Annotated in this window: 16 protein-coding genes; 9 read left to right on the forward strand and 7 right to left on the reverse strand. The window is 29.3% G+C overall.

All coding sequences use genetic code 11. The annotated features are described in order from the left end of the window. Positions 1–40: 40 nt before the first annotated feature. Genes ACMFBB_RS19415 through ACMFBB_RS19430 form a run of 4 tightly spaced genes read right to left on the reverse strand, consistent with a single transcriptional unit; the run spans position 41 to position 4,623 of the window. Positions 41–1,129, reverse strand: coding sequence for a TonB-dependent receptor plug domain-containing protein (locus ACMFBB_RS19415; protein WP_435264340.1), 1,089 nt, complete (start codon positions 1,127–1,129; stop codon positions 41–43). Then, positions 1,099–2,967, reverse strand: a complete 1,869-nt coding sequence (locus tag ACMFBB_RS19420; protein ID WP_435262388.1) for a TonB-dependent receptor — start codon at positions 2,965–2,967, stop codon at positions 1,099–1,101. Before ACMFBB_RS19420 ends, ACMFBB_RS19415 begins: the two co-directional genes overlap by 31 nt. 17 nt (positions 2,968–2,984) lie before the next feature. Beyond that, positions 2,985–4,019: a FecR family protein gene (locus ACMFBB_RS19425; RefSeq protein WP_435262389.1), complete on the reverse strand. Its 1,035-nt coding sequence runs from the start codon at positions 4,017–4,019 to the stop codon at positions 2,985–2,987. Between the two features lie 37 nt (positions 4,020–4,056). Beyond that, positions 4,057–4,623 carry an RNA polymerase sigma factor gene (locus ACMFBB_RS19430; protein ID WP_435262390.1) on the reverse strand — a complete coding sequence of 189 codons (567 nt, stop codon included), beginning with the start codon at positions 4,621–4,623 and terminating at the stop codon, positions 4,057–4,059. A 154-nt stretch (positions 4,624–4,777) separates the two neighbouring features. Between ACMFBB_RS19430 and ychF the strand changes: the two genes are divergently transcribed. After that, positions 4,778–5,869 carry a redox-regulated ATPase YchF gene (gene ychF / locus ACMFBB_RS19435; RefSeq protein ID WP_435262391.1) on the forward strand — a complete coding sequence of 364 codons (1,092 nt, stop codon included), beginning with the start codon at positions 4,778–4,780 and terminating at the stop codon, positions 5,867–5,869. An 86-nt stretch (positions 5,870–5,955) separates the two neighbouring features. Beyond that, entirely contained in the window at positions 5,956–6,627 is a 672-nt protein-coding gene (locus ACMFBB_RS19440; protein ID WP_435262392.1) for a DUF2461 domain-containing protein, read from the forward strand. 40 nt (positions 6,628–6,667) lie between these two features. Here the strand turns inward: ACMFBB_RS19440 and ACMFBB_RS19445 are convergent, their stop codons facing one another. From ACMFBB_RS19445 to ACMFBB_RS19455, 3 genes are read right to left on the reverse strand one after another with little or no spacing between them, the layout of a single operon-like run. Continuing rightward, positions 6,668–7,417 (reverse strand): SDR family NAD(P)-dependent oxidoreductase, encoded by a 750-nt coding sequence (locus ACMFBB_RS19445; protein ID WP_435262393.1) that lies wholly within the window; start codon positions 7,415–7,417, stop codon positions 6,668–6,670. 49 nt (positions 7,418–7,466) lie between these two features. Further along, positions 7,467–8,045, reverse strand: a complete 579-nt coding sequence (locus tag ACMFBB_RS19450; RefSeq protein WP_435262394.1) for a TetR/AcrR family transcriptional regulator — start codon at positions 8,043–8,045, stop codon at positions 7,467–7,469. Between the two features lie 60 nt (positions 8,046–8,105). Beyond that, a complete protein-coding gene (locus tag ACMFBB_RS19455; protein WP_435262395.1) occupies positions 8,106–9,452 on the reverse strand; it encodes an MATE family efflux transporter in 1,347 nt (448 codons plus the stop codon). A gap of 101 nt (positions 9,453–9,553) precedes the next feature. Here ACMFBB_RS19455 and ACMFBB_RS19460 point away from each other — a divergent pair, with 101 nt between their 5' ends. The 7 genes from ACMFBB_RS19460 to ACMFBB_RS19490 all read left to right on the forward strand — a co-directional run bounded on the left by ACMFBB_RS19460 (position 9,554) and on the right by ACMFBB_RS19490 (position 26,187). Next, positions 9,554–9,946 carry an acyl-CoA thioesterase gene (locus ACMFBB_RS19460; RefSeq protein ID WP_435262396.1) on the forward strand — a complete coding sequence of 131 codons (393 nt, stop codon included), beginning with the start codon at positions 9,554–9,556 and terminating at the stop codon, positions 9,944–9,946. Between the two features lie 32 nt (positions 9,947–9,978). Next, positions 9,979–11,097: a DEAD/DEAH box helicase gene (locus ACMFBB_RS19465; protein WP_435262397.1), complete on the forward strand. Its 1,119-nt coding sequence runs from the start codon at positions 9,979–9,981 to the stop codon at positions 11,095–11,097. Between the two features lie 3 nt (positions 11,098–11,100). Next, entirely contained in the window at positions 11,101–11,721 is a 621-nt protein-coding gene (locus ACMFBB_RS19470; RefSeq protein WP_435262398.1) for a trimeric intracellular cation channel family protein, read from the forward strand. A 627-nt stretch (positions 11,722–12,348) separates the two neighbouring features. Further along, complete coding sequence (locus ACMFBB_RS19475) at positions 12,349–16,656, forward strand: glycosyl hydrolase family 18 protein (RefSeq protein ID WP_435262399.1); 4,308 nt, start codon at positions 12,349–12,351, stop codon at positions 16,654–16,656. A 119-nt stretch (positions 16,657–16,775) separates the two neighbouring features. Then, positions 16,776–17,336 (forward strand): LysM peptidoglycan-binding domain-containing protein, encoded by a 561-nt coding sequence (locus ACMFBB_RS19480; protein WP_435262400.1) that lies wholly within the window; start codon positions 16,776–16,778, stop codon positions 17,334–17,336. Between the two features lie 256 nt (positions 17,337–17,592). Beyond that, on the forward strand, positions 17,593–20,061 hold the full coding sequence (locus ACMFBB_RS19485; protein ID WP_435262401.1) for a hypothetical protein: 2,469 nt from the start codon (positions 17,593–17,595) through the stop codon (positions 20,059–20,061). An 18-nt stretch (positions 20,062–20,079) separates the two neighbouring features. After that, a complete protein-coding gene (locus tag ACMFBB_RS19490) occupies positions 20,080–26,187 on the forward strand; it encodes a hypothetical protein (protein WP_435262402.1) in 6,108 nt (2,035 codons plus the stop codon). Positions 26,188–26,190 lie beyond the last annotated feature (3 nt).

Here is a 26,190-nt window from a genome sequence, read left to right on the forward strand (position 1 = left end):
TTTTCTATACTCTCTTTTTTTATAAAAAGTTAAAAAACAGTTAAAAATTAACAGAAAATTTACTGTAGTAAAATGCTCCATTACTCCCCATTTGTACAGCATCCCATAAACCTCCACTATCAGTGTTTTCACCTTGTTGAGTAGGATAGGTGTTGAATAAATTGTTAACACCAATTTGAATAGAATAATTTTTTGATAATTTGTAAGAAAAGTGACAGTCTAACGTATATTTGGCTACATATTTATCTATGGAAGCCGATATTCTTTTTTCAGGAGAGTTGTCAAAATCACTTAAAGGTTTATATATTTGCCAGTCAAGTAGTTCTAAGTTACTGTACCTTGTCAGACTAGAGCTTATTGATAAGTTTTTATTACTGTAAATAGCATTTAAAATTAATTTATGTTTAGGTGCTGAAGCTCTTAAAAAATATTGTTCTCTTGCACCAAAAAATGTCTCTAAATCAAGGTTTTTATTATTAATTCTGGTAACCTTCATTTTATTAAAATTTCCAGTAAAATTGAAGAAGAGTTTTGAAGTTGAAAATTTTTTACACCAATTAATTTTAAAGTCTAATCCGTAAGTTGAAGTATTAACTCCATTAGCAAAAAACTGAACATTTTGTACGTTAGGATCTATGCTTGATGCATCAAAATTTCCACTTAATATAATTCTATCCTTTATAAAAATATAATAAGAGTCAATAAAGAACTGAAAATTTTTATTTGCTTTATGGCTTATTCCTAAACTATAATTAATAGCTTTTTCTTCTTTTAATTGTTTGATTCCAAAACTATTAGTGATGGGGTTGTTATTCGCTATTAAAAATGATTCAACGGGTTTGTTATCTATGTAATTAGTAAATTTTAAGTTATAATAAATTTGGGCTAATGATGGAGCTCTAAAGCCAGTACTAAAAGATGTTCTTAAATTGGTTTTAGAAGAGACTTTAAATCTTGTGGCAATTTTGGTATTAATTGTATTTCCAAAATCACTATAATTTTCAAAACGAAAAGCGGTTGTTAAAAGCCATTTTTTTGTAAAGTCAATTTCACTATCAAAATATAAACTAAAACTTGTCCTGTCTCGATTTACTTTATTTAAAGGAGAATAACCAGGGAATCCCTGGATCCACCAGGTCTTATTTTATTATTGTGAGTAGGAATATCACTTATAGGTGTATTGTTGTTAACAATGTTACCATTAATATCATAAGAAGCATAAGACCCCTCTTCTCCTGAAAAAATTTTATAATTTTCAATTCTATTTTCCAAACCTAAAGCAATATTTAAACCCTTAAAAGTAGAAGGGAAATATTTAGAAACGTCAAAGTTTGTTGTATTTTGACTTAAGCTATGTCCACCAGCATCAAATTGTTTAGGAGATGTATTTAGGAGTGTAGCATTTAGAGTTTCTTTTATAAAATAATGAAAATTATTTTTTCCATAAGTATTGCTAAAGTCAATATTCCACCCTTTTAATTTTCCTTTCAATCCTAGTGTAAATGATTTATCTGAAATATTAGAAGTAATGATTGGATTAAATCCGTTTGGATATATACTCATTACATTTCGTTCACTATCTGGAGTTCTAGTAAAAGCATAAGCTTCAGTGTTTTTAAAACTATATCCTCCGTTTGTATATACTTTCATTGTAGGAGAAATGGGTATTTCTGAATTTAGAAATAAGTTGCTGCTTTTTAAAGCGGCATCACCATATTTCTGCCTAACATTTGTTCCATTTCTAAATGTATGATTTTTAGATAGAAACTCAGCAGAAACATTTACAAAACCATTTTCATTAATTTTAGTTCCGTAATTTACATCAGCTTTATAGGTAAAACCATCTATTCCTCTTTTACTTTTATCAGTATTAACATTAGCATTATAAAATCCTACAGTTGAATTTATGTTTGTTTGATTAACGTCATCTTTTAAAACAATATTTATAACACCAGCAATAGCATCAGAACCGTATTGAGCAGAAGCACCATCTTTGAGAACTTCTATTCTTTTAATTGCAGAAGAGGGGATAGCATTTAAATCTGTACCAGAGTTACCTCTACCTCTTGTTCCGTATAAGTTTATTAGTGAAGCCTGATGTCTTCTTTTACCATTAATTAGAACTAATGTCTGATCAGGTCCTAACCCTCTGTAGGTTGCAGGAACAATATGATCAGCTCCATCTGATCCTGATTGTTTGGTGGCGTTAAAAGATGGTATTTCATTTTGAATTAATTGATTAACCTCTAAAAATTCACTTTTCTTTTTAATGTTATCTATTTCTATAATATCAGTTGACACAGGAGAGTCTACTTTTTTTCTTTTATTATTTCTTGATCCCACGATTAATACTTCATCTAATTGGATTCCTGATTTTAATAATACTCTTAAGAATTTATTTTTTGACTGAATTATTTCAGTTTTGTACCCTATATGGGTAAATATAATGGGGTTATTTACTAGTAGTTTTAGCTCAAAAGATCCATCATTTTTAGAAATGGTTCCGTTTTGTGTATTACTTTCAATAATGTTGACTTTTTTTATTGGTTGATAGTATTCATTTATAACAATACCACGTATTGTAAGTTTTTCTTTTTTAGAAGTACTATCTTTCAATAGTTTTAATTGTGTATTGAATAACGACTTTTGATTTGTAAAATATTTATTCTTAGCCGATGTATATAATACATAATAGTCATTACCAAGATAATCTATTTTATAAGAAGTTAACTTTTTTATTAGTTTAATTGATTGTTCTAGAGGAAGTTTGTTTAAGTTTTTAATTTTAACCTTTTGGTCTTTTATAACCGCAGGATTATAAGTAAAAAACACCTTATGTTTAGTACTTATTATATTTAAAGCATCTGTAAGAAGTAATTGTTTTTTGTTTTGAGAATAGCTAGAAAAGAAATATAAGAAACAACCAAAGAATAATATAAAACGTATTGTAGTATTCTTTTTACTCATTAAAAAAGGTTAGTTGGTTATTTTTTATAAACCACTAATTTAGTATTTTCTTTTTTAATAATTATGTTTGTTGATTTTTTTATGGCATTTAAACAGATATCTAAGTTAGTTGTTGGCACTATCCCAGTAATTAGAAATTCTTTAGTTTCAGGATGTTTATGTACAAATTTTATTCCGTAAGTTTCTGTTACTTTGTTTAGAGCTTCTTCTAATGTGTAATTGTTGAAAATTAGTTTTCCGTTTTTCCAAGATGTTTGCTCTTCATTAGAAATTAATTTTTTATCAACTATTATTTTTTGTTCTTCAGAAGAATATTCAATGTAATTTCCAGGAAGCATTTTCTTTGATTTTCCATTATTCATGGTTAACCATATATTACCTTCTTCTAAATATACTTTTGTTTTTTTCTTCTTAGTATTAACGTTAAATTCAGTTCCATAAACCTCTACTTTTAAGTCGCCAGTATTAACCCAAAATTTAGCATTAGTGGTTTCTTTTTTATTAACTTTAAAATAGGCTTCTCCTTTTAACGATACATTTCTTACATCATTGGTATTATACCTAATACTAGAATTAGAGTTTAAAGTAACAGAAGTGCCATCTTTTAATTTCAAATCTAACGTTTCACCATAAGCAGTTTTGTGAGTTATGTATGAAGTATTAAAAAATATAGCATAAACCCCTAAAGAAATTAATAAAATACTAGCTGCAACACTAAACACTTTAAAATATTTCATTTTAAAAATATTTTTTTCCCTTTTTTGAGTCGCTTTTAGTTTAGTTTCAAGTTTATTCCACTCAATATTTAATTTTTCTTCAGGTATAGCAGTTTTTTTAAAATTAATTCCTAGAAGTATATCACGGGCTTCATAAGCGATATCTTTTTTTTGGGGATTGTTTTTAAGCCAAAAATCCCAAAAAGATATATCAGATAACTGACTGTTACGAGCCCAGTTTTTAAATGATGGATCATTTAAAAAATCATGAATTGAATTATACGTTCTTTTGGTCATTAAATATGGTAATACTAATTGTATATCTATATAAAGCATGTTATTTTATAAATATACTCTTTTTAATATTGCAAATTTATGAATTTAATAATTGTAAAATAGCCATTTCCTCTCTTAAATTTTTAATAGCTTTATGAAGTATGTTAATAACACTTTGATAGTTAATATCCATTGTTTCTGCTATTTCTTTAGCTTTTAAATTACAATGGAATTTTAAATAGATAACTTCTTTTTGTCTTTTAGGTAGTTCGTTAACTAGTTTGGTAAGATTTTTATTTCTAAAAGTAGTTGATTCTTGATTAGTTATAAATTCTTCTGGGGTAAAATTTATATCAACAATATTTTTATCAATATTTCTAACTATTGAGTATTTTTTAATTTTATTTATTCTTTTGATAATAAATCTTCTATAGGAAGAGAATAAGTAAGGAGCAATTTTATCTAAATCACTTAAGTTTTCCTTGTGCTCAAAGATATACACAAAAAAATCTTGTAAAGAGTCTTCGGTAATAATTGCATCTTTTGAAATTTTAAGTCCATAACTATATAGGGGAGAATAGAACTTTTTAAATAGGACTGAAAAAGATACAAGATCTCCTTCTTTTAATGATTTCCATAAAATTTCATCAGATAAATTACTCATTAATTAGTAGTTTAATTTTGATAAATGTAATAAAAAAAATAATAAATTCATAAAAAACTGTTAAAATAGTTGTGTTAGGTTTTGTATTTCATAGTCATTAAACCAAGTAATATACTATATTTGCAATCGCAAAAAATATCAATATTATATTATAATGAAAGCTGGAATTGTAGGATTACCAAACGTAGGAAAATCAACATTGTTTAATTGTTTGTCTAATGCCAAAGCGCAGAGTGCAAACTTTCCATTTTGTACTATTGAACCTAACATAGGAGTGGTGAATGTACCAGACCCTAGAATTCAAGTTTTAGAAGGAATGGTAAGTCCTGAAAGGGTAATGCCTGCAACTGTAGAAATTGTTGATATTGCAGGTTTAGTTAAAGGGGCTAGTAAAGGAGAAGGTCTAGGAAATCAGTTCTTGGCAAATATTAGAGAAACTGACGCTATTATACATGTATTGCGCTGTTTTGATAATGATAATATAGTGCACGTTGATGCTTCTGTTGATCCAGTAAGAGATAAAGAAACTATCGATATTGAATTGCAATTGAAAGATTTGGAAACTGTTCAAAAGCGATTAGAACGTGTAAAAAGAACTGCTAAAACTGGAAATAAAGAAGCTCAAATAGAATTAACGGTTTTACTTAAAGTTGAAGAAACTTTGTTAGAGGGTGTTTCCGTTAGAGCCATTGAATTTTCAGAAAAAGATCAAGAAATTGTCAAATCACTTCAATTTATAACTTCCAAACCTGTTTTATATGTTTGTAATGTAGATGAGGGTTCTGCTGTTTCAGGAAATGATTATGTAGAAAAGGTAAGAGAAGCTGTAAAAGATGAAAATGCTGAAGTTATTGTGCTGGCAATAGGAACTGAAGCAGATATAACTGAATTAGATGATTATGAAGAGCGCCAAATGTTCTTAGCTGATATAGGCCTTGAAGAAGCTGGAGCTTCCGTTTTAATTAGAGCTGCATATAAGTTATTAAATTTACAAACTTATTTTACAGTTGGAGTAAAAGAGGTAAGAGCTTGGACTATTAATATTGGGGATACTGCACCTCAGGCAGCTGGAGTGATTCATACTGATTTCGAAAAAGGTTTTATTAGAGCTGAAGTTATAAAGTATGATGATTATACTAGTTTAGGAGGAGAACAAAAAGTTAAAGAAGCTGGGAAGTTAGGAGTAGAAGGAAAGGAGTATGTTGTTCAAGATGGCGATATTATGAATTTTAGATTTAATGTTTAAAAATTGATAAATCAAACATATATAAATGGCCCTATTGAAATATTTTCTATAGGGTTTTTTGTATATTTAAAGTAAATTTTAAGTGTATGCAATTTGAAAAAAAAACTTTTGAATTTTTAAAAGATTTAGAAAACAATAACGATCGAGATTGGTTTGCTGAAAATAAAAAAGACTATAATCTTGCTTTGAATAATGCAAAAGAATTATTTGCTGGAATTAATCAAAATTTAGAGTTGCATGATGAGATTGAAAAGCAAAAAGTATACAGAATATATAGAGATGTACGTTTTTCTAAAGATAAAACACCGTATAACCCTCGATTTGCTGTTTCATATTCAAGAAAAGGTAAAGAATTAAGAGGAGGTTACTTCTTACAAATTAAGTCTGGAGATTCTTTTTTAGGAGGGGGTTTTTGGCAACCCGAAAAAGAGGATTTATTCAGAATTCGTAAAGAATTTGAACTGGATGCTTCTGAGATAAGAGAAATACTTGCTGAAGAAAATTTCATTAAATATTTTGGAGGAAAATTAGAAGGAGATGAGTTAAAGACTGCACCTAAGGGATTTGATAAAGAACATGAATCAATAGATTTAATTAAAAAGAAAGGTTTTGTAGCTGTTAGAAGGTTTACAGATAAAGAAGTTATGTCTAAAAACTTTTTAAATGAAATAGATACTTCTTTCAAAACTCTTAGACCCTATTTTAATTTAATGAGTGATATACTTACAACAAATTTAAATGGAGAATCATTACTATAAAAAAAGCTGAGACTTTTCTCAGCTTTTTATTTAACTATTATTATATCTGGCTTAATCCACCATCTACTTCTAATTCAATTCCATTAATATATGAAGCATCATTTGAAGCCAAAAATAAAGCTGTATTAGCAATTTCTTCAGAAGTTCCAAATCTGCCTAAAGGTACTTGGCTAGCAAAGCCTTTACCCATTTCTTCTAAAACGTCTTGTGGTAAGTTCATTTTTTCATAAATAGGTGTATCAATAGGACCAGGGGCAATTGAATTTACTCGAATTCCTCTAGATTTAACCTCAGAAGTTAGTACTCTTGCATAGGCTCTTAAGGCTCCCTTACTAGCTGAGTACACCGATAAACCATCAAAGCCTTTTTTATGTACGATTGAGTTAGTAAAAAGTATGCTTCCATTTTCATTCATATATGGTAATGCTTCCTTAATTGTTAAAATCGGACCTTTAACATTAATATCAAAAACCTCATTATAATGTACTGCTGTAATGTCTGAAGTTGAAGCAAGAGGTGCAACTCCTGCATTTAAATATAGCACATCTATGTTTCCATACTTTTCAACAGCTTTTTTAATTAGTGCAACGTTATCTTCATCTTTAGAGACGTCGGCAACAACAGTTATAAAGTCGCCAGATAAACTATTTGTAGCTTCATTTAAAGCATCTTTTCTTCTACCTACAAGTACGACTTTGGCACCATTCTTTAAAAATAATTTAGCAGTTGCTAATCCAATTCCACTATTTGCGCCGGTAATTACGGCTACTTTGTTTTGTAGTTTATTCATTTTTAGATGTTTTATTTGAAACGTTCGTTTCAAATTAAGTTAAAAAAAATTATTTTAATGTAGAAAGCGTTGTTTTTGCTATACTTTCTAAGTGTTTACAATTGTTCATTAAAATACCAGAGATACTTAAACCTTGAATAGAATTTAATAAATATAGAGCATATTCATATGCAGTGTTATTTTTGTTGATAGAACCTTCTTGTTGCCCTTTTTCAATAAAATCTTGAAATAATTTAATCATGTTCTTGTGATTATTATCTAAGAACTTCTGAATTGTAACTTCTTGATTGGCCATTTCCGAAGTACAATTATTAATTAAACAACCTATGTTCTTATTATCTTTGTTTTGTTTAATATTAAATAAAAAAATAGCTTCAATTGATTGAAGAGGTGAATTAATATTTTTTAAAATATTTTCTATACTACATCTAAAGTTAGTTTGATAACTTTTTAAACAAACTGTATATAAATCTAACTTACTACCAAAAGTATTATAAATACTCGATCGGTTTAGGCCAGTTGCGTCTACTAGATCTTGCATAGACGTTAAGCTGTAGCTTTTCCGATGAAAAACTTCAGTAGCTTGTTTTATTACTAATTCTTTATTAAAGGTTTCTACTTTTGGCATTTAATTGAAATGAACGTTCCAAATGTACAAGTTTTTCTAATATAGTAAAAAAAGAAAATGTTAATTATTAATTTTTAAGTTTAAACGAATTTCTCTTTGTAAGAAAAAATAAGTAATTAGAGTAGATAAAATATCAGCTATAGGAAAAGAAATCCATACGCCATTAATACCATAAAATTTAGGTAAAATATACACCAAAGGAATTAAAAAAAAACCTTGTTTTAATAATGTTAATAATAGTGCTGGTAAAGCCTTTCCTGCTGCCTGAAAATATGCAGACCCAATAAGTTGTGTAGTTATTACAGGAGTTGCTATAAAAGCAATAATTAAAGCACTTGGAGTTTGATTTAATAATTCTTTATCATCTGTGAAAAGACCTACTAATTGAGAAGGAAATAACATTATTAAAATAAAAATAAATGTAGCGATTCCTGTACCAAATATAATAGATGTTTTTATAGATTCTTTAACTCTTTTTGAATCATTTGCTCCATAGTTATAGCCAGCAATAGGTAAAAATCCTTGGGTAACACCCAATACAGGAAAAAGAGAAAACATCATAACTCTGTTAATAATTCCATAAATAGCAATTGATATTTCACCACCATATTTAAACAATGTGTAATTTAAAATAATAACAAGAATACTAATTGTGCCCTGTCTAATTATTGTAATACCTCCTAAGGCAATAATCTCTTTTAATATTGAAAAATCAATAATAAAATATTTTGGAATAATTTTTAATTCAGTTTTTTTTGAAAGAAAGAACCATAAAATAAATAATCCACTTACAGCATATGAAATAGAAGTAGCTAATCCAGCTCCATACATTCCAAGGTTCATGAACTTTATAAAAATAATATCTAATAGTATATTTGCAATAGCAGGTAAGATTAATGTAAACATGGCATAATTTGGTTTTCCAATAGCTCTAGTTACCGGATTACCCATCATAGCAAAAGCTAAAAAAGGAATTCCCCAAATAATTACATGGAAGTATTCAGTTGCAGGATCTATAATGTTACCATTAGCACCAAATATTTGTAGAATCGATGAACAATAGAGGGTGCCAATAAAAACAAAAGACAAAGAGAGTACTACAGTTAAGCTTACCTGATTACCAAAAACTTCATAAGCTTTTGATGTTTTGTTCTGCCCCAAAGCTCTTGATATAATTGAGCTACCACCAATACCTATTCCCATACCAATTGAAGAGATTAAAAAAGCAATAGGTAATACTACAGTAATAGCAGCAATAGCCATGACACCTACCCAACGACCAACAAAAATTGTATCAACTATCATATTTAGAGACATTACTAAAATTCCTATTGAAGCAGGTATAGCTTGTTTTAAAAGAAGTTTACTTATTTTTTCAGTGCCAAATTTGTTAGTTATTTTATTCATGTGTAGGTTTCAGTACTCCAATATCATAAATATTCTAATACAGAAGTAAAATGTAGCGAAGATTTAAGTAAAAATTAACATCATTCATGTAAGTTTGCGACATGAAATTTTATGAAAATAAACGTGTTGTATCTTCTAACGAAATAGATGAATATAATCATGTAAATAATGTGGTATATGTTCAGTGGATGCAAGAAGTATCTAATGAACATTGGACACTATTAATTAAAGATATTTCTAAACCTAATTATGTATGGTTTGTAATTAGGCACGAAATAGATTATAAGAACCAAGCAATTTTGGGAGATGAAGTACTCGTAAAAACATGGGTAGGTAAAACAGAAGGAATAAAGTCAGTTCGTCATTTTGAAATGTATAGAGGAGAGGTTTTACTTGTAAAATCGCAAACAATATTTTGTTTGTTAGATGCAAATACGTTAAAACCAAAAAGGGTAACTAAAGAAATCACAAACTTACTTTTAGGCAAAAAATAAGCAATATCTTTGCATTAATAAATAAATTAAGGATGACAACATTTAGAGAGTTAGGGATAAGAAAAGAGTATGTTAAAGGATTAAAAGAATTAGGAATAATTAATCCTACTGAAGTACAACAATTATCAATACCTTATTTATTAGAGAATAATTCAGATTTTATAGGATTAGCACAAACTGGTACAGGAAAAACCGCTGCTTATGGATTACCTATTTTACATAAAATTGATGCTTCAAAAGGTAAAATTCAGGCTTTAATTTTATCACCAACAAGAGAGCTAGTTCAACAAATAAAAAAGCAATTGTTTAAGTTTACAAAATATGTTGATGATCGAATTTTTTTAGAGGCTGTTTATGGAGGTGAAAAAATTGATCGACAAATTAAAAACTTACAAAGAACAACTCATATTGTTGTTGCAACTCCTGGGCGTTTGATTGACTTGATTGAAAGAGGTGAAGTTGATTTAAATGATATAAAAACACTTGTACTTGATGAAGCTGATGAAATGTTGAGTATGGGGTTTAAAGAAGAGCTAAACCGTATTTTAAAATATACTTCGGGGATAAGAAAAACTTGGTTGTTTTCAGCTACTATGCCAGAAGAAATAAGAAGTATTATTAAAAAGTATATGAATGCCTCAGCCAAACAAGTAGAGGTGAATAAAAATTCATTAGTAAATGCTAATATTACTCATCAATTTGTTGAAACTACAATTCCTGAGAAAGTAAATTTAATTGTTAAGTTTATAGAAAGAAGAAATTCTGAAAGAGGGATTATCTTCTCAAGAACAAAAGCTGGTGCTCAAAAATTAACTAAAGAATTGAAAGAAGAAGGTTTTTCTGTAGAAGCTTTAGAAGGAGATATGCAGCAAAAAGAGCGTGATAAAGTTATGCGTGCATTTAAAAAAGAAAACTTACAAATTTTAGTGTCAACAGATGTAGCTGCTAGAGGTATAGATGTACAAAATTTAGGGTTCGTTATTCACCATCAGTTACCCGAAAAATTAGAGTATTATACCCATAGAAGCGGGAGAACTGCAAGAGCAGGAAAGAAAGGGGTCTCTTTAGCTTTAATTCTTAAAAATGAGAGAAGTCGAATCAAAGAAGTTGAAAGAGTATTACAGATTAGAATTTCTGAGATTACTGTGTAAAAAATGAACATAATTTATGCAATAGATATTATAGGTACATTTGCTTTCGCTATTAGCGGAGCTCTAGTAGCATTAAAAAAAGAATTTGATGTTTTTGGAGTTATTATTATTGCTTTTGTAACAGCAGTTGGTGGGGGAATGATTCGTGATGTATTAATAAATGCGCACCCTATAAATTGGATTGGAGATATAAATTACATATGGACAATTTTAATAGCTGTATCAATTACTTTTTTATTTAGAAGTAGAATAGCTCCATTACGAAAAACTATGTTTTTGTTTGATACAATTGGTATAAGTGTGTTCACCTTATTGGGGTTGCAAAAAGGATTATCATATAATCTACATCCATTCATTGCCTTAGTTATGGGAATGGTTTCAGCAGTTTTTGGAGGAGTGATTAGAGATGTTTTAACAAGAAAAGTTCCATTGATTTTTAAAAAAGAAATATACGCATCAGCTTGTTTATCAGGAGGAGTAGTATACTTAATTTTAGGGAATTTTAAAATTAATGAATATCTTCATTTTATAGTATCTGCATCAGTAATCATTATTATTAGAACGGTTGTGGTTAAATATGAATTGGAGTTGCCAAAAATCAAAAAAGATTTATTTGGAAAATAGATTTATGTAAATTGTTAATTTATCTGACATTGTTTTTTTAGTTACTATAATTTTTCTATATCATTAATATTGTTATAGATATTGTTATTGTGCAAGAGTAGAGTTACAAACTTAAAAAGCTGTTATAAACTATTTAAAACTTCTACTAATGAAATTAGAGCTGTTTCAATAAAAGATATCATTATCCAATAATGAGTGTATTGGTGTCTTTATTTATTTTTACTTTATATAGCTTTAAAAATATATTCGTTTTGGTTTGTAATAGCTTATGAAATGCTTCATAAAAGATTTGTAATATAAAATAAAAACAAAGTTTAGGTGTTTTGGGAATAGTATTTTTTTAATTTTCTGTACACAGAATTTCAAATGTTAACTTTATAACAAGTAGATATAAATAACACATGTTAATTCATTGATAAATAATTGTTAAAATATTGCATTCATAAAGAAATATAAAAGTATTTGTTAGTGAAAATATGTAGTAAAATGTCTTTTTTAAGTTGTTTGTCGATTTTTTTTTACCGAATTATTAATTCTCTATAGCTTAAAAAACAAATAACTAAAAACTAATATTTTATGAAACCCTTCTCTTTCGTTCGAGAAAAGCTATTTATAGTTTTTCTTTTAATGACTACACTCTTGTTTTCACAAGTAAATACAGGTGGAACAGCAACAACATCAAATCATCAAAAACAAGTTATAGGTTATATAACCAATTGGGATGCTTGGAAAACAACAACAGCCGGAATACCCGGACAAGGTGCTTTAACACACCTAAACATTGATTATTCTAAATACACAATTTTAAATTATTCTTTTTTTGGGGTCGCTAATGATGGATCACTGCATAGTGGTGATCATAGAAATAAGCAAATATATCAAAGTGGAGCTACGCAAGCCCCCAATGATATTTTTATGAAAGATATTTATAGTAGTTGGGATATGCATATATTATTTGGAGAAATAGACCCTATACAGCACATAAATGAAGACGCAAAAAGAAGAGCTGAAGCTCAGGGCTTCCAAGTTGAGTTAAATGGAAGAACATGGACACATCCTACTTGGGGGTTAAGTGGTTCTCTTCCTTTACCTTTACATAAAGAAGATGGGGCTCCTGGTTTGCTTGAGTTAGCACATCAAAAAGGTGTAAAAGTAATGGCCTCTATTGGAGGATGGAGTATGTGTAAACACTTTCCTGAAATGGCTGCTGATCCAGTAAAGAGAGCAAAATTTATTGAAGATTGTAAAAAGCTTATAGCTACAGGTTTTGATGGAATTGATTTGGATTGGGAATATCCAGGACCATACTCAGGAATGAATTTTACAGGTACAGAAGCTGATTTTGCTAATTTTGAAAATCTAGTGGAAGAGATTAGAGTTGCTATTGGACCAGATAAATTAATTACTTCAGCAATGTCAGCTGATCCAAGGAAGTTAGACGGGTTTAATTGGAGTAAGATTTCTAATTCAATGGATTATTTTAACATGATGACGTATGATATGAATGGGGGTTGGTCAAACAAAGCAGGTCATAATGCACCAGTATACCCATATGCAAACGCAGAAGTTTCTTTTTTTAATTGGCAGGCTACATTGCAAAAGTTAATAGATAATGGCGTGCCAAAAAATAAAATTTGTTTTGGGGCTCCTTTTTATGGTAGAGGGGTGGTAACTGAAGGAACAGCCGATTTAAATGCTAAAACAGTCAAAAGAGCCGTTACAATTCAACCAGACGGACCTATACAAACTGCTTCAGATTACACTAATTGGAAATTAGAGGTGTATGATGGGACTCCCAATTATTTTTTTATAAAACAAAAAGCATTGTCGCCTAATAGTGGATGGACAAGAAAATGGGATGATGAAGCTAAGGTGCCTTATTTAGTAAAAGGAAATTTCTTTTTAAGTTATGATGATGAGGAATCTATAGCTATAAAAGCACAATTTATAAATGACAATGAACTTGCTGGTACTATTGTATGGACTGTATACGGCGATTTAGAAATAAGTGGTTCTGCAACGTCTTTTGGGACAAAGTTGAAACGTTGGTCAAATGTGAAATCACCTCTAGTAAATAAAATGAATGAGGTTTTTGCAAACGGAGGTCCTGTGCGTAACAATCCACCTGTGGTGAGTATAAGTTCTCCCAATAATAACTCTTCATTTACAGAAGGTGATACAGTAATTGTAAAAGCAAATGCTACAGACACTGATGGAACTATAAGTAAGGTAGAATTTTATAACGGAACAACTAGGTTAGGAGAAGACACTAGTTCTCCATACGAATTTTCGTTGCAAAATATTGTTGCAGGTAGGTATACATTAACAGCCAAGGCTACAGATAATGAAAATGCTGTTTCAAGTTCTACAATTGTAACAGTTATTGTAAATGGGACTGGTGAAAATTTACCACCAATAGTTAGTATAACCTCTCCTATAAATAATGCGGTATTAAATCAAGGAGAAACAATAGAGGTGATGGCTGATGCTACTGATTCAGATGGATCAGTAACTAAAGTCGAGTTTTTTAATGGAAACATCAAATTAGGTGAAGATACCACGACTCCTTATTCTTTTACATGGAATAATTTAGCAATAGGAAATTATGTTTTATCTGCTAAAGCAACTGATGATGGAAATAAGAGTACTACATCTTCAACAATAAGTATTTCTGTAATTAAAAATACTGATGATAATTGTAGTGAATTCCCTGTATGGTCTCCTAGTGCTGTATATAATTCTGGAGATGATGTTAAATTCAATGGAATACACTACAAAGCAAGATGGTGGACAAGGAACCAAAATCCAGAAAATAACAGTGGACAATATGCTGTTTGGAATGAAATAGGGGCTTGTTCAGGAACAACAGACCCGAATAAATCACCAACCGTTGCAATTACATCACCAGTAAATAACGCTTCATTTGAAGAAGGAAATACTATTACTATTACAGCAAGTGCATCGGATAGTGATGGTACAGTGGCTAAAGTAGAATTTTTCGATGGAGATAGGAAATTAGGAGAGGTTGTGTCAAGTCCTTATATTTATGAAATTATAAACGCTTCTTCAGGGGTTTATAGGCTAACAGCTATAGCTACAGATGATAAAAATGCTTCAACTACATCATCTTTAGTTCAGGTAAAGGTAGAAAAAGGTTCTACTGGAGGAACGGGGTGTGATGGAGTAATTCAGTATTCAGCAGGTAGTCCATATAGCAAAAATCAAGAAGTACAAAATGAAGGAGATAAATTTAAGTGTAATATAGCTGGTTGGTGTTCATCTGCCGCTGCTTGGGCTTATGCACCAGGAACTGGGGCTCACTGGCAAGATGCATGGACTAAAATAGGAAGTTGTAGCGCAGGAAGTAGCCCAGAAGTAAGTATAATCTCTCCAATAAGTGGAGCAGTATATTCAGTAGGAAGTTCTATTGAAATAAAAGCTTCTGCTACTGATGACGGAAGTGTTTCAAAGGTTGAGTTTTTTAATGGGGCTATAAAGTTAGGAGAAGATACTAGTAGTCCATATTCATATACAGTTACTAATGCTCAGGCTGGTAAATATATATTAACTGCAAAAGCTACTGATAATGAGAATAATTCAACAACTTCTTCCTCAGTGATAATATCAGATGGAACTCAAACTCCAATATCAGATAAAATATTAGTTGGATATTGGCATAATTTTGATAATGGCTCTACAATACCAAAATTAAGAGATGTTTCAACAAATTGGGATGTTGTTTGCGTAGCTTTTGCTGAACCTAAAAGAGGTAGTAAATCAGATATGAATTTTGCTCCATTTAGTATTTATGAAGGTAATATAAATGAATTTAAAAATGACATAGCTATTTTACAAGGGAGAGGGCAAAAAGTATTAATTTCTATAGGAGGAGCTAATGCTCATGTTGAATTAAATAATGAAACAGATAAAAAGGAATTTGTTACGTCAATGACTAATATAATTAACACTTATGGGTTTGATGGTTTAGATATTGACTTAGAAGGGAATTCATTATCATTAAATTCAGGAGACACTGATTTTAGGAATCCAATAACTCCTAAAATTGTAAATCTAATTCAAGGAACCAAAGAAGTAATAAATAATGTAGGTGCTAGTAAATTTACATTGAGCATGGCTCCTGAAACGGCTTATGTACAAGGTGCATATGGTAATTATTCAGGTATATTTGGAGCTTATTTGCCTGTAATACATGCATTACGTGATCAAATGGATTATATTCATGTACAACATTATAATACAGGTTCAATGTATGGTAGAGATGGAGAAATATACCAGCCAGCTACTGCAGATTTTCATGTAGCAATGGCTGAAATGTTAATTACAGGGTTTAAGGTTGCTCAAACTGGACTAAACTTTCCTGGATTAAAAGCCAGCCAAGTAGCAATTGGGTTACCTGCAGAGCCAAGAGCTGCCGGAAGCGGGTACACATCAGAGACTATAGTTCAACAAGCATTAGACTATTTAATTAAAGGAAAGTCGTATCCAAATAGAACATATACTGCTAGTGCGACTTATCCTGAATTTAGAGGCTTGATGACTTGGTCTATAAATTGGGATTTGGCTAATAACTCAGTTTTTTCTTCTAGTCATAGTGCTTATTTTGATTCTTTGGGGCAGCAGTCTAGGACATTATCTAAAGTAAAACAAATTTTTAATGAAGGAGAAGTAGAGTTATTCTCTAATCCTGTAATAGATAATTTAATAATTATTGATTCAAGCCTAAGAGGTAATACTGAGATGAAATCTGAAATTAAAATTTTTGATATTAATGGAGTTTTAGTTTTTAAGAGAAAAATAAATGTTGAGTCAAGTAGAAATATTTTTAATGTTAGTTTTTTAAAGACTGGACTATATTTTTATTCATACAATAGAAATAATAAAAATAAAATTGGAAAATTTATAAAAACAAATTAAAAACACAGCGTAATTTTGTTATTAACCCCATATAGGTAATATCTCTATATGGGGTTTTTATTAATAATATGTAATAGGTTAAAGATTAGTATCTTTGGTGAAAGAAAAGTGGAAAAATAATGAGAAAAACTATTTTAGTGTTTATTGTACTACAAATTATTAATAATTATATGTATGCTCAGGAAAATAAATTACCAGAAGGATGGGATAAAATTTCATTGAATGGTAAAGTTGCTTACATGAATTTAATAACAGGTGAGGTATCAAAAACTTTACCCAATAAACCAGCTTCAAATCCACAAGTTAAAAAAGAGATTGAGTACGATCCAACAATAATTCATAAGGTTCAAAAAGGAGAAACATTAAGTATAATTGCAAGAAAATATAATTTAAATTTAGGAAAATTATACCAACTAAATAGCATCGTTAATTTTGATTCTATAGAGATAGGTGATGAGATAGTAGTTGGTTATAAAGATAATCAACAAAAAACAAATCTTTCATTTGAGAATAAGAAAGTAATAAATGTTCCAACAAAAAAAAAGGTTCATACTGTTAATCCCGGAGATACTTTGTATAGTATAGCAAGGTATTATGGAAAGTCTGTTAATGAAATTAAAAAGATAAATAATTTGAAGAGTAATACTATTTTTACTGGACAATCATTGTTGCTTGAATAAGCTAGTGTCATAAAATACTGTTAAAGGTAAAGTTAAAGTGTAACTATTCGAGGAGCAAGTCGTCTTATAATTGATTACTTAACATAAAGTTAGTGATTAGTTAGTTTTTAATAGTTGATTTGAAAAGGCTCAAGAGCAAACTTGAGCCTTTTTTATGTTACTTTACTATAGTTAAATAAATGTGAAAATTATTTAATTAAGTTTTTTAAAATTACAATAAAAATTGCTTTATTTGCATAACAATTAATTGCTGAAATTGGAACTAATAAAAAAAACGTTATGCATTTTTGTGCTGTTTCCCTTTATCGTTTTTAGTCAAAACTTAGAGAAAATAGGCAAATCATCAATACTTAAGTTAACGGGAGGTATTGGAGTAAACTCAGTTTTTTACAGCGGAGACTCTAACAGAGAGCCTTTCACTTATTTTTTATCAGGGAATGTTAATTTGAATATTAGTGATGTTTACAATATCCCATTATCATTTTCTTACTCTAACAGTAAATTTCAAACTAATAACCCTTTCTCTTTTAATAGGCTTAGTTTACATCCAAGTTATAAATGGGTTACCGCTCATATTGGAGATGTAAATATGTCATTTTCTCCGTACACATTAAGCGGACATCAATTTACTGGACTGGGACTTGATTTGTCTCCTAAAGGAAATTTTAAAATAAGTTTAATGTATGGTGTACTTTTAAAGGAACGAGAGTATAGTGCTGAGAATTTAAATGGTGAGGCCAACTATAAAAGATTGGGGTATGGATTTAAGGCTTCTTATAAGTTTGAAAAGTTTTCTATTGGAGGTATTTTTTTTAAGGCAAGTGATGATTTAAGTTCTTTAAAAGAAAAAATACCTGTAGAAAAAGATGTACAACCAAAAGATAACACGGTTATTAGTGTTGATGGAGAAGCAAACGTTATTAAAGGTTTAAAAGTAAAAGGAGAAATAGCTTTTTCTGCTTTAACCGAAGATATAAGAGCAGGAGGTGAAAGTAGTGGTTTTATGTCTTTTTTAGTAAACTCTAATGTTACTACTCGTTATTATAAAGCGTTTAATTTTAACTTTATATATCAGGTAGGTAATGGAAGTATAGGTGTTGGTTATGAATATATTGATCCAAATTACCAAACTTTGGGAGGGTATTTTTTTAATAATGATTTAGAAAATATTACCGTAAATGCTTCACAACGCATATTTAAAGATAAATTGGCTATTACTGTAAACGCAGGTTTACAAAAAGATGATTTAGATGGAAGTAAAGCTACACAACTAAAAAGGCTAGTAAGTTCAATTAACTTAGCCTTTGATGCAAGTAAAAAAATGAATATGACATTATCGTATTCAAACTTTCAGTCATATACCAACATAAAAAATCAATTCGATTTTATTAATGGAGTTTCTCAAATAGAACAAGAGTTAGATAAAGCCAACGTTTCTCAAATTTCTCAAAATGCAAATCTTAATATAAATTATATACTTAAAGATACAGAAAGCTCTAGGCAAAACCTTAACGTAGCATTCACTTTTCAAGATGCAATAAATGAAGTTGAAGGAAAAGAAAGTACTATGGATAAATCAACATTGTACAATGGTAACGTTGTGTATACAATAGGGTATCCTGAATCTAACTTAAATATATCAGGAGCCTTAAATGCAAGTTATAATAAAGTAGCACAGAGCAATAGTGTAATAATGGGGCCAACAGTGTCAGCTAATAAAAGTTTTTTAGAAAAAAAACTAAAAATAAATAGTTCGTTAGGCTACAATCAGAGTATTAATAATGGAGAAAAGCAAGGTGATATTACCAATTTTAGAATTAGTGGGCGTTATATTTATAAAAAGCGACATAACTTTAATTTAAATACGCTAGCTCAGTTAAGAAGTTCATTAAATAAATCGAAAAAAGACTTCACTGTAACTTTTGGTTACACCTATAATTTTGGAGTTTTTGATTCTAAGAATATAAAATTTCGTAAAAGAAAAAGAAAAGCCCGCGTAAAAAAGAAAAAGATAAAAAGAATTAAAACAGATATTATCAAATTCAAATATAGAGATTCTATTTATAAAGGATCTATAGAAGAGGTAGATCTAAAAATTGCAACGTTACTAAATTCTTCACTTTTTAAAAATTTACCACTAAAGAGAAAGGAAGTATTTAATGATAACAGAATTGAAATAGCCAAAGAAGATAATAAAAAAGTATATAAAATTAAAGCAATTCAATTTTTAAAAGAGCTATATGATTCAGAAAAAAGTTTAAACATCTATTATTCTTCTTTACATGTTGTTTTAAATGATTTATTAAAAGACGCCAAAAGGTTGGATTATTCAATGGAATTAGAATATTTAAAAAACAAAAAAGAAGCTATTAAGCACATTCTTTATAATATAGCTAAAGAGGATAGGAAAGAATATTCTAATAAGCTACAAAATGAATTTAAAGAGATAGAAAACAAATTAAACAAATCATTTAAAAAATTATTGACGCATAGGTGGATTGTAGTGCAACTTAAAGGTTATAAAACACTAGAGAGTGTTAAAGAAGATACAAAACACCTTAAATTATTTTATAAGAAGTACGGAAATAAAGTTTTTGAAATGATTGAAAATGATATTGATAAATCAAAAATAAATTTATATTTGTTAAAAAATAGTATTGAGTTTTTAGCAAATGAATCAGAAAAAAATATAGATAAAAAGAAATTTAAGCTTAAGTATCTATAAAATAATTAACCCTATTGTATGAAAAGAAAAGTACCCTTAATCTTTACATTATTTTTACTTGTTGCTAATTTATTTTCACAACAGTATCCAGTAACTATTGTACCAAGAGTTAGTGCGCCTGCCCCGGTAAACTTTTATAATTATGCTGATGAAACCAGTTTAAACAGTCCTATAACTGTTCAAATATTTTTAAATGATATAACTGTTACTAATAGGCAAATTCGTTTGCGAACTTATTTTGAAGGAGGAAATATAAAATTTAGAAGTAAGGATTTTGTATTAGGTACTGAAAACTTGTACTTAGAAGGTGGAGTACCTTTAACCTTAAGAAATCAAGAATTAGCGCCTTACTATAAATATGAAAATATAGAAGGTATTAATACAGCAACCTACGCCCAAACAATACCAGAGGGGAGTTATAACTTTTGTTTTGAAGTATATGATTATTTGTCAGGAGCAAAACTGTCAAATAAAAAGTGTGCTACCGTTTTTATATTTAAAAATGAACCTCCAATATTAAATCTGCCTTTCAATAAAGCAAATATTGAACCTAAAGATTTTGAAAATATTGTTTTTCAATGGACACCAAGACATATAAATGTTAGTAATGTTGAATATGAATTTTCTTTGGTTGAGGTATGGGATAATCATATTGATCCAAGAACAGCATTTTTATCACAGGCTCCAATTTACGAAACAACCACAAGAACAACTACTTTAGTATATGGCCCAGATAAACCCTTATTACTTCCAGGGAAGCGATATGCTTGGAGGGTACGTGCTAAAGCATTACAAGGATTAGAAGAAATCGGACTTTTTAAAAACCAAGGATATAGTGAAGTTTTCTGGTTTTCAAGAACAGCTCCCTGTCAAATTCCTGAAGATGTAAACGCTGAGGCTAAAGGAACATCTAAAATAAATATATTTTGGAATCAAGATCCAACTATTCATTCAGAATTTATAATTGCATATAGAGAAGCTGATAAGCAAGATGCTCATTGGTTTACAAAAAGAACAAATAGTAGCTGGGCTACAATTTGGGATTTAAAACCAGGAACAACCTATGAGTATAAAGTAAAAGGTAAATGTACTTATCAATACAGTGAGTATTCTGATTTGCAAAGAGTAACAACTGATATCATTCAAAACGAAGACGCTAATTATCAATGTGGTATAGTGCCAGATGCAGTTGCCATTAGTAATAGAGAACCACACCCAGGATTAAATATTGGAAATCAAATTACAGCCGGAGATTTTAAAGTAATAATAACTGATATGCAAGACCAAGCAAACGGTGTGATTTCAGGAAAAGGATTTGTGGCCATCCCTTATTTAAAATTCGCAAAATTTGGTGTTACATTTAGCAATATACTAGTGAATTCTTCTAATCAATTAGCCGAAGGAGAGATTGTAACCTTATACGATCCGGAGTTTGGAGAGGGGGCTTCAATGACAGTTGATGTAAATGTTAATATTTCAGAAGGTGTTAACGGAGATAATGGTGTACTTGAAGATGCTGTTACTGTTGATTTTATTGTAGATTCTATAGAAATAAATGCAAATGGGGCTATTGTTGTAACTGGTACTAATGGAGAAACAGCACTAATACCTGGTGATGATGATGTTGATATTATTAGTTCAAATGGAGATGTTTGGTCGGTAGGTGAAGATGGAACAATTACACAACAAGAAGGAGCAGAAGGAGGTGCTGTAACCGATACAAATACAACAGGTTTAGATTCTGATGGTAACGTAAATTCAATAACTGCTTCTGGAGTTTCAGTTGTTTTTGAAAACTCAGGCTATTATCATTTTGATGAGTTACCTAATGGTACTTCAAATAAGTTTGAAAAAGAATATAAAATTATAGATAACAGTGGTAGTACGTATAAAGTACCCTACAAAGCCATATCTGATACTAATGGCGATGATTTTATAACTGCCAAAGTAATCATTAATGATAGCGAAATAACCAAAGAAGATGTTGTTTTCAAAACAAAAGATGGTGCTAAAGTTGAAGTTGATAGTTGGAATGGTGACATCGCAAAACTAAAACTTAAAAGAAAATATCATTATGCGGATGAAGAAATTTTTGCAGTCATAAAATCTAAAGATAATGATGATAAGTATGATGTTGCTGGGAGTGTAATTTTAACACATTTAGCATCAGAAAAATTAGAAACTATAAATATAACTTTAGTACCAGTTGGAATAAGTAGTGTAGATGCTAAAGTAAAGGAACAAGTAACAGAAATTTATAAAAAAGCAGGCGTACGATTAAATATTCAAGAAGTTGATAAGGTTTCGCCAGATCAAATTTATGGATGGGATAAAGACAATGATGGTCGATTAAAAGTAGGTGATAGCTCGGTTTTATCTCATTATACAGATGAAGAAGCTGTATTTAATAGCTACATCAAAAATCAAAATTACTACAATAAAACAACGTATTACGTTTTTGTAACTAATGTACCTGTAAATAAATCTGATGTAGAGGGGTTTATGCCATTAAAAAGGCAATTCGGATTTGTATTTACATCTAATGCAAAAACTGTTGAAAAGCAAACAAGAACACTTGCTCATGAATTAGGGCACGGAATTTTTGGTTTGCAACATACTTGGGATGAGTATGCTTTTCCACAAGGAGCAACAAATTCTTTAATGGATTATGGTAATGGTACGGTTCTAAATCATTTAGATTGGAAAAAAATGCATGCTCCAGGAGTTAAAATTTATTGGTTCCAAGGAGATGAGGATGGAGAGCAAATATCTACAACATCATTGAGTGATTTCGAAAGTTTAGCTAATAAAAATTCTGAAGGTAAAATAAATTCATATACGTTTATATCTCCGTCATTACAGGTTGTTACAATACCTAAAGATGTTAGTAAGGTTACTTTTGCAACATTAGATCCGTATTTTTATAATGATGGAACTAAATCAGGAAATTATGCTCCAGTAGGTAGTTTATTACATTTTGAGTTAAATGGAAGTATATATTCATTTAATAAAGCAGGAGGAGGTTGTGCGTATAGAAACAAAAAACAAGAAAAATATAAAGATAAACTTACAAAAGTTACTAATATTGGGAAAGCAATAGTTGCATTGCCAATTTATGATTTTTCTAATAAAAAAATAAAGCTAAGCATTAATAAATATGAGGTTAATAGTAGTCAGATTTTAAAAGGTGAATTTAATACTTTTGATGATGTCTCTAGTAAGTTTAGTGTTGTAGAGGAGTATAATAATTCCGAAAAATTTAACCAAAAAAAATTATCAAGTTTATTTAAAAATAATATTGTGATTGATAATGTATCACATGATAAACTTACTCCATTTGCAAAAGAATATTTAGATTTTTTTAGTCCTCAAAAAAATAAAGATGCAGATTTATGGAACCTAACTTTTTACCAAAACGAATTTTCCCCTGTAATTGTTTCAGCAGCATTAGCATATGCTTCAAATGAAGCGATTGAGTCATTTATTCAATGTCATTTAATTGATGCTATAAATGAGCAAGAAAAAGAAAGAAAAGAAATTAATTCTTCACCTTATACGACAACTGGTTGGTCCTTATTATTCACATTTAGAACCTATGCTAAAACTAAAGTACCAGAAGTTTTAATGAAATCTTATCTTGATTACTATTTAAATGATTTAAGAGAATTTATTAAGTTACCAGGGAAAATTGAAAAAATTAAAAGTAGATTATCAACTGATAAATTAGATGACTTGACATCTAAAGAATTAGTACCTCTAGTTATGGAATCATCTAGTTGTTCTTTAGAACAAATGGACTTTGAAGATAGGATAAAAATAATCAAAAAAATTCTAGAGAGAGATAATAGTTATTTTAATGATGAAGAAGAAGATGCTTTAATAAAGTTAATTAATTCTACGGTTTTTAATAATCAATCTGAGTTATTAATAGTGGAATTGTTTAATGAAGAAAACTCTAAATTATTTACCAATTTATGGGATGATTTACATTTTTCTGAATATCATGAATATATTAATAAAATAACAGAGCTAATTACACTGGAAGGTGTTAGTAAAGAAATAAAAGAAGAAAATAAATTTTCTTTTTCAAAAGATGATAAATTAAATTTTGATTATACTTTTAATGGTAAAATACTTGAAATAAGCTATATAAATAAAAGTGATTATAAAACTGATAAAAAAATATTTAAGAATATAGATGAAATAGTTGAAATAAAAATACCTAAAGACAATTCTTTTGTGGAATGGGGGGATAGTAAACTTACAGAAGACAAAGTTTTAAGGTTACCAGCATATTATATAGCTTATTTATTACAAAAAAAGAGTACAGATGATAGTCTTACTGCAGTTAGAGTTATAGGTAATTTGGTGGCTATTGCAACTGCAATACCAACAGGAGGAGGCTCTGTTACAATTGCTGGTGCTCTTACTATAGCTATTTCTTCAGCAGATTTAATAATGACTTTTTCGGAGGACTATATTAAAACTTTAGATGGAGGTAAAGAATTTGTCAAAGCATGGGAAGTAATTACGTTAATTGATGGTATAAATGGATTAGCAAGAGTAGGGATTGGTATAACTAAAAACGTAGCTGGAAAAATATCCAAAATTAACATTGATTTACCTAAGTTCAAAGCTAATATTAGAAGTTTAAAAAACGCAAAAGGAAATGCTTTTAATGAAATTAGAAAAATCCCAGGACTATTAACTAGGATGAAACAATTACCATCGGAAGTTATTTTTAATAAAAGGTTAGTTCTTGAAATAGAACAAGTAATTGTTTCTGATAAATTTATAAGTAAGGTAGGTAAAAAATTACAATTTAAAGATGGAATTCAAGGCTTGATAGATGATATTAAAGTTTTTGATATTAAACTGGCATCAACAGGAGGTTTTTTAAAATTTAAAAATCTTAAAAATTCATATAATTCAGCAGATAGTTTCTTAGGTAAAATAGATAATGTAAGATATGTTGAAGGTTCAAAAGTTAATGAAGGAACATTTTTGTTATTTAAGAGCTCCGATGGTGTTATTTATGCCGTTAAAGATATAAATTACTTCATTCCAGATTTATTAAAAGGAGCTCGAAATAATGTAAGAAGTGCTTATGGAGATGAATATGTAGATATATTTTTAAAACAAAAATTTAAAGGAGATCAAGGTGCGGCAGCAGTTATTATAGATAAGTTTGGAGCAGCAGGAAAAAAGATTTTAGATAACACTGATGTAAAAAGTTTAGATGATGTAGCTAAAGCTTTAGTTAGAGATAAAGATATAATGCGTTTCTATAGTGAGCATATGGATCGTGCTTATAGAGCTGTTAATGAAACGTCATATAATTTTGATAAGCTTAAATCTACAGGTATTATAGACGCTTCGCCTACAGCTTATCCTACATATATTTCTTTAGATAATTTTGCTAATGCAGATAAAGCTAAAGATATATTACAATTACCAAAGAAACCAACTTGGGTAGCTGAATTCACAGTAGATCAAGTATCTAAAGATATTAGATTTGCTAAAGGTAAATTTAATCAAGGTGATTATACTGAGGTATTAACTCAGGCTTTTCCAAAATGGGGAAAAGGAGGAGGAACTCAATTTTTAACAAATGCAAAAATAAAGATATCAACATTAAAAAATATATTAACCGGAGAGATTATAAGGTTTACTCACTTAGTTTATAAAATAGATTTTGCAAAACATTTAAAGGAAGTTGAGAAATTTACTCAAAGAAGTGCTATTACTGGAGGGCATAACTTATCGGAGTTTAATAGTTATTTAGCAAGAAACAATATAGAAATTAACAGATTAAATACAAGAAGTGGATCTGTGGAAGGAATTTCTGAGTTGACTTATCAAATTAAAAAAGCTGATGGATCTGGAGGTTGGAAAACCACTCAATTTAAGAAAACATTGTATGACCCATCAAAGTTATCAGATGTAGATATGATTAAATATGGTAAGGAGGCAATGGATGAAGGAATATTATCAAATAGAATAACTATTCAAACAGGTAGTAATACAATTATAAAAGGGGAATCATCTAATGGAATTAAGTTTTTAGGGTATAGAGACCCAAGTACAGGAAAAATTAAAAACTTCCACCCAGTTATAAATTATTAAAAA

It is taken from the genome of Tenacibaculum sp. nBUS_03 (genome assembly GCF_051201695.1).
In the GTDB taxonomy this organism is placed as follows: Bacteria; Bacteroidota; Bacteroidia; order Flavobacteriales; family Flavobacteriaceae; genus Polaribacter.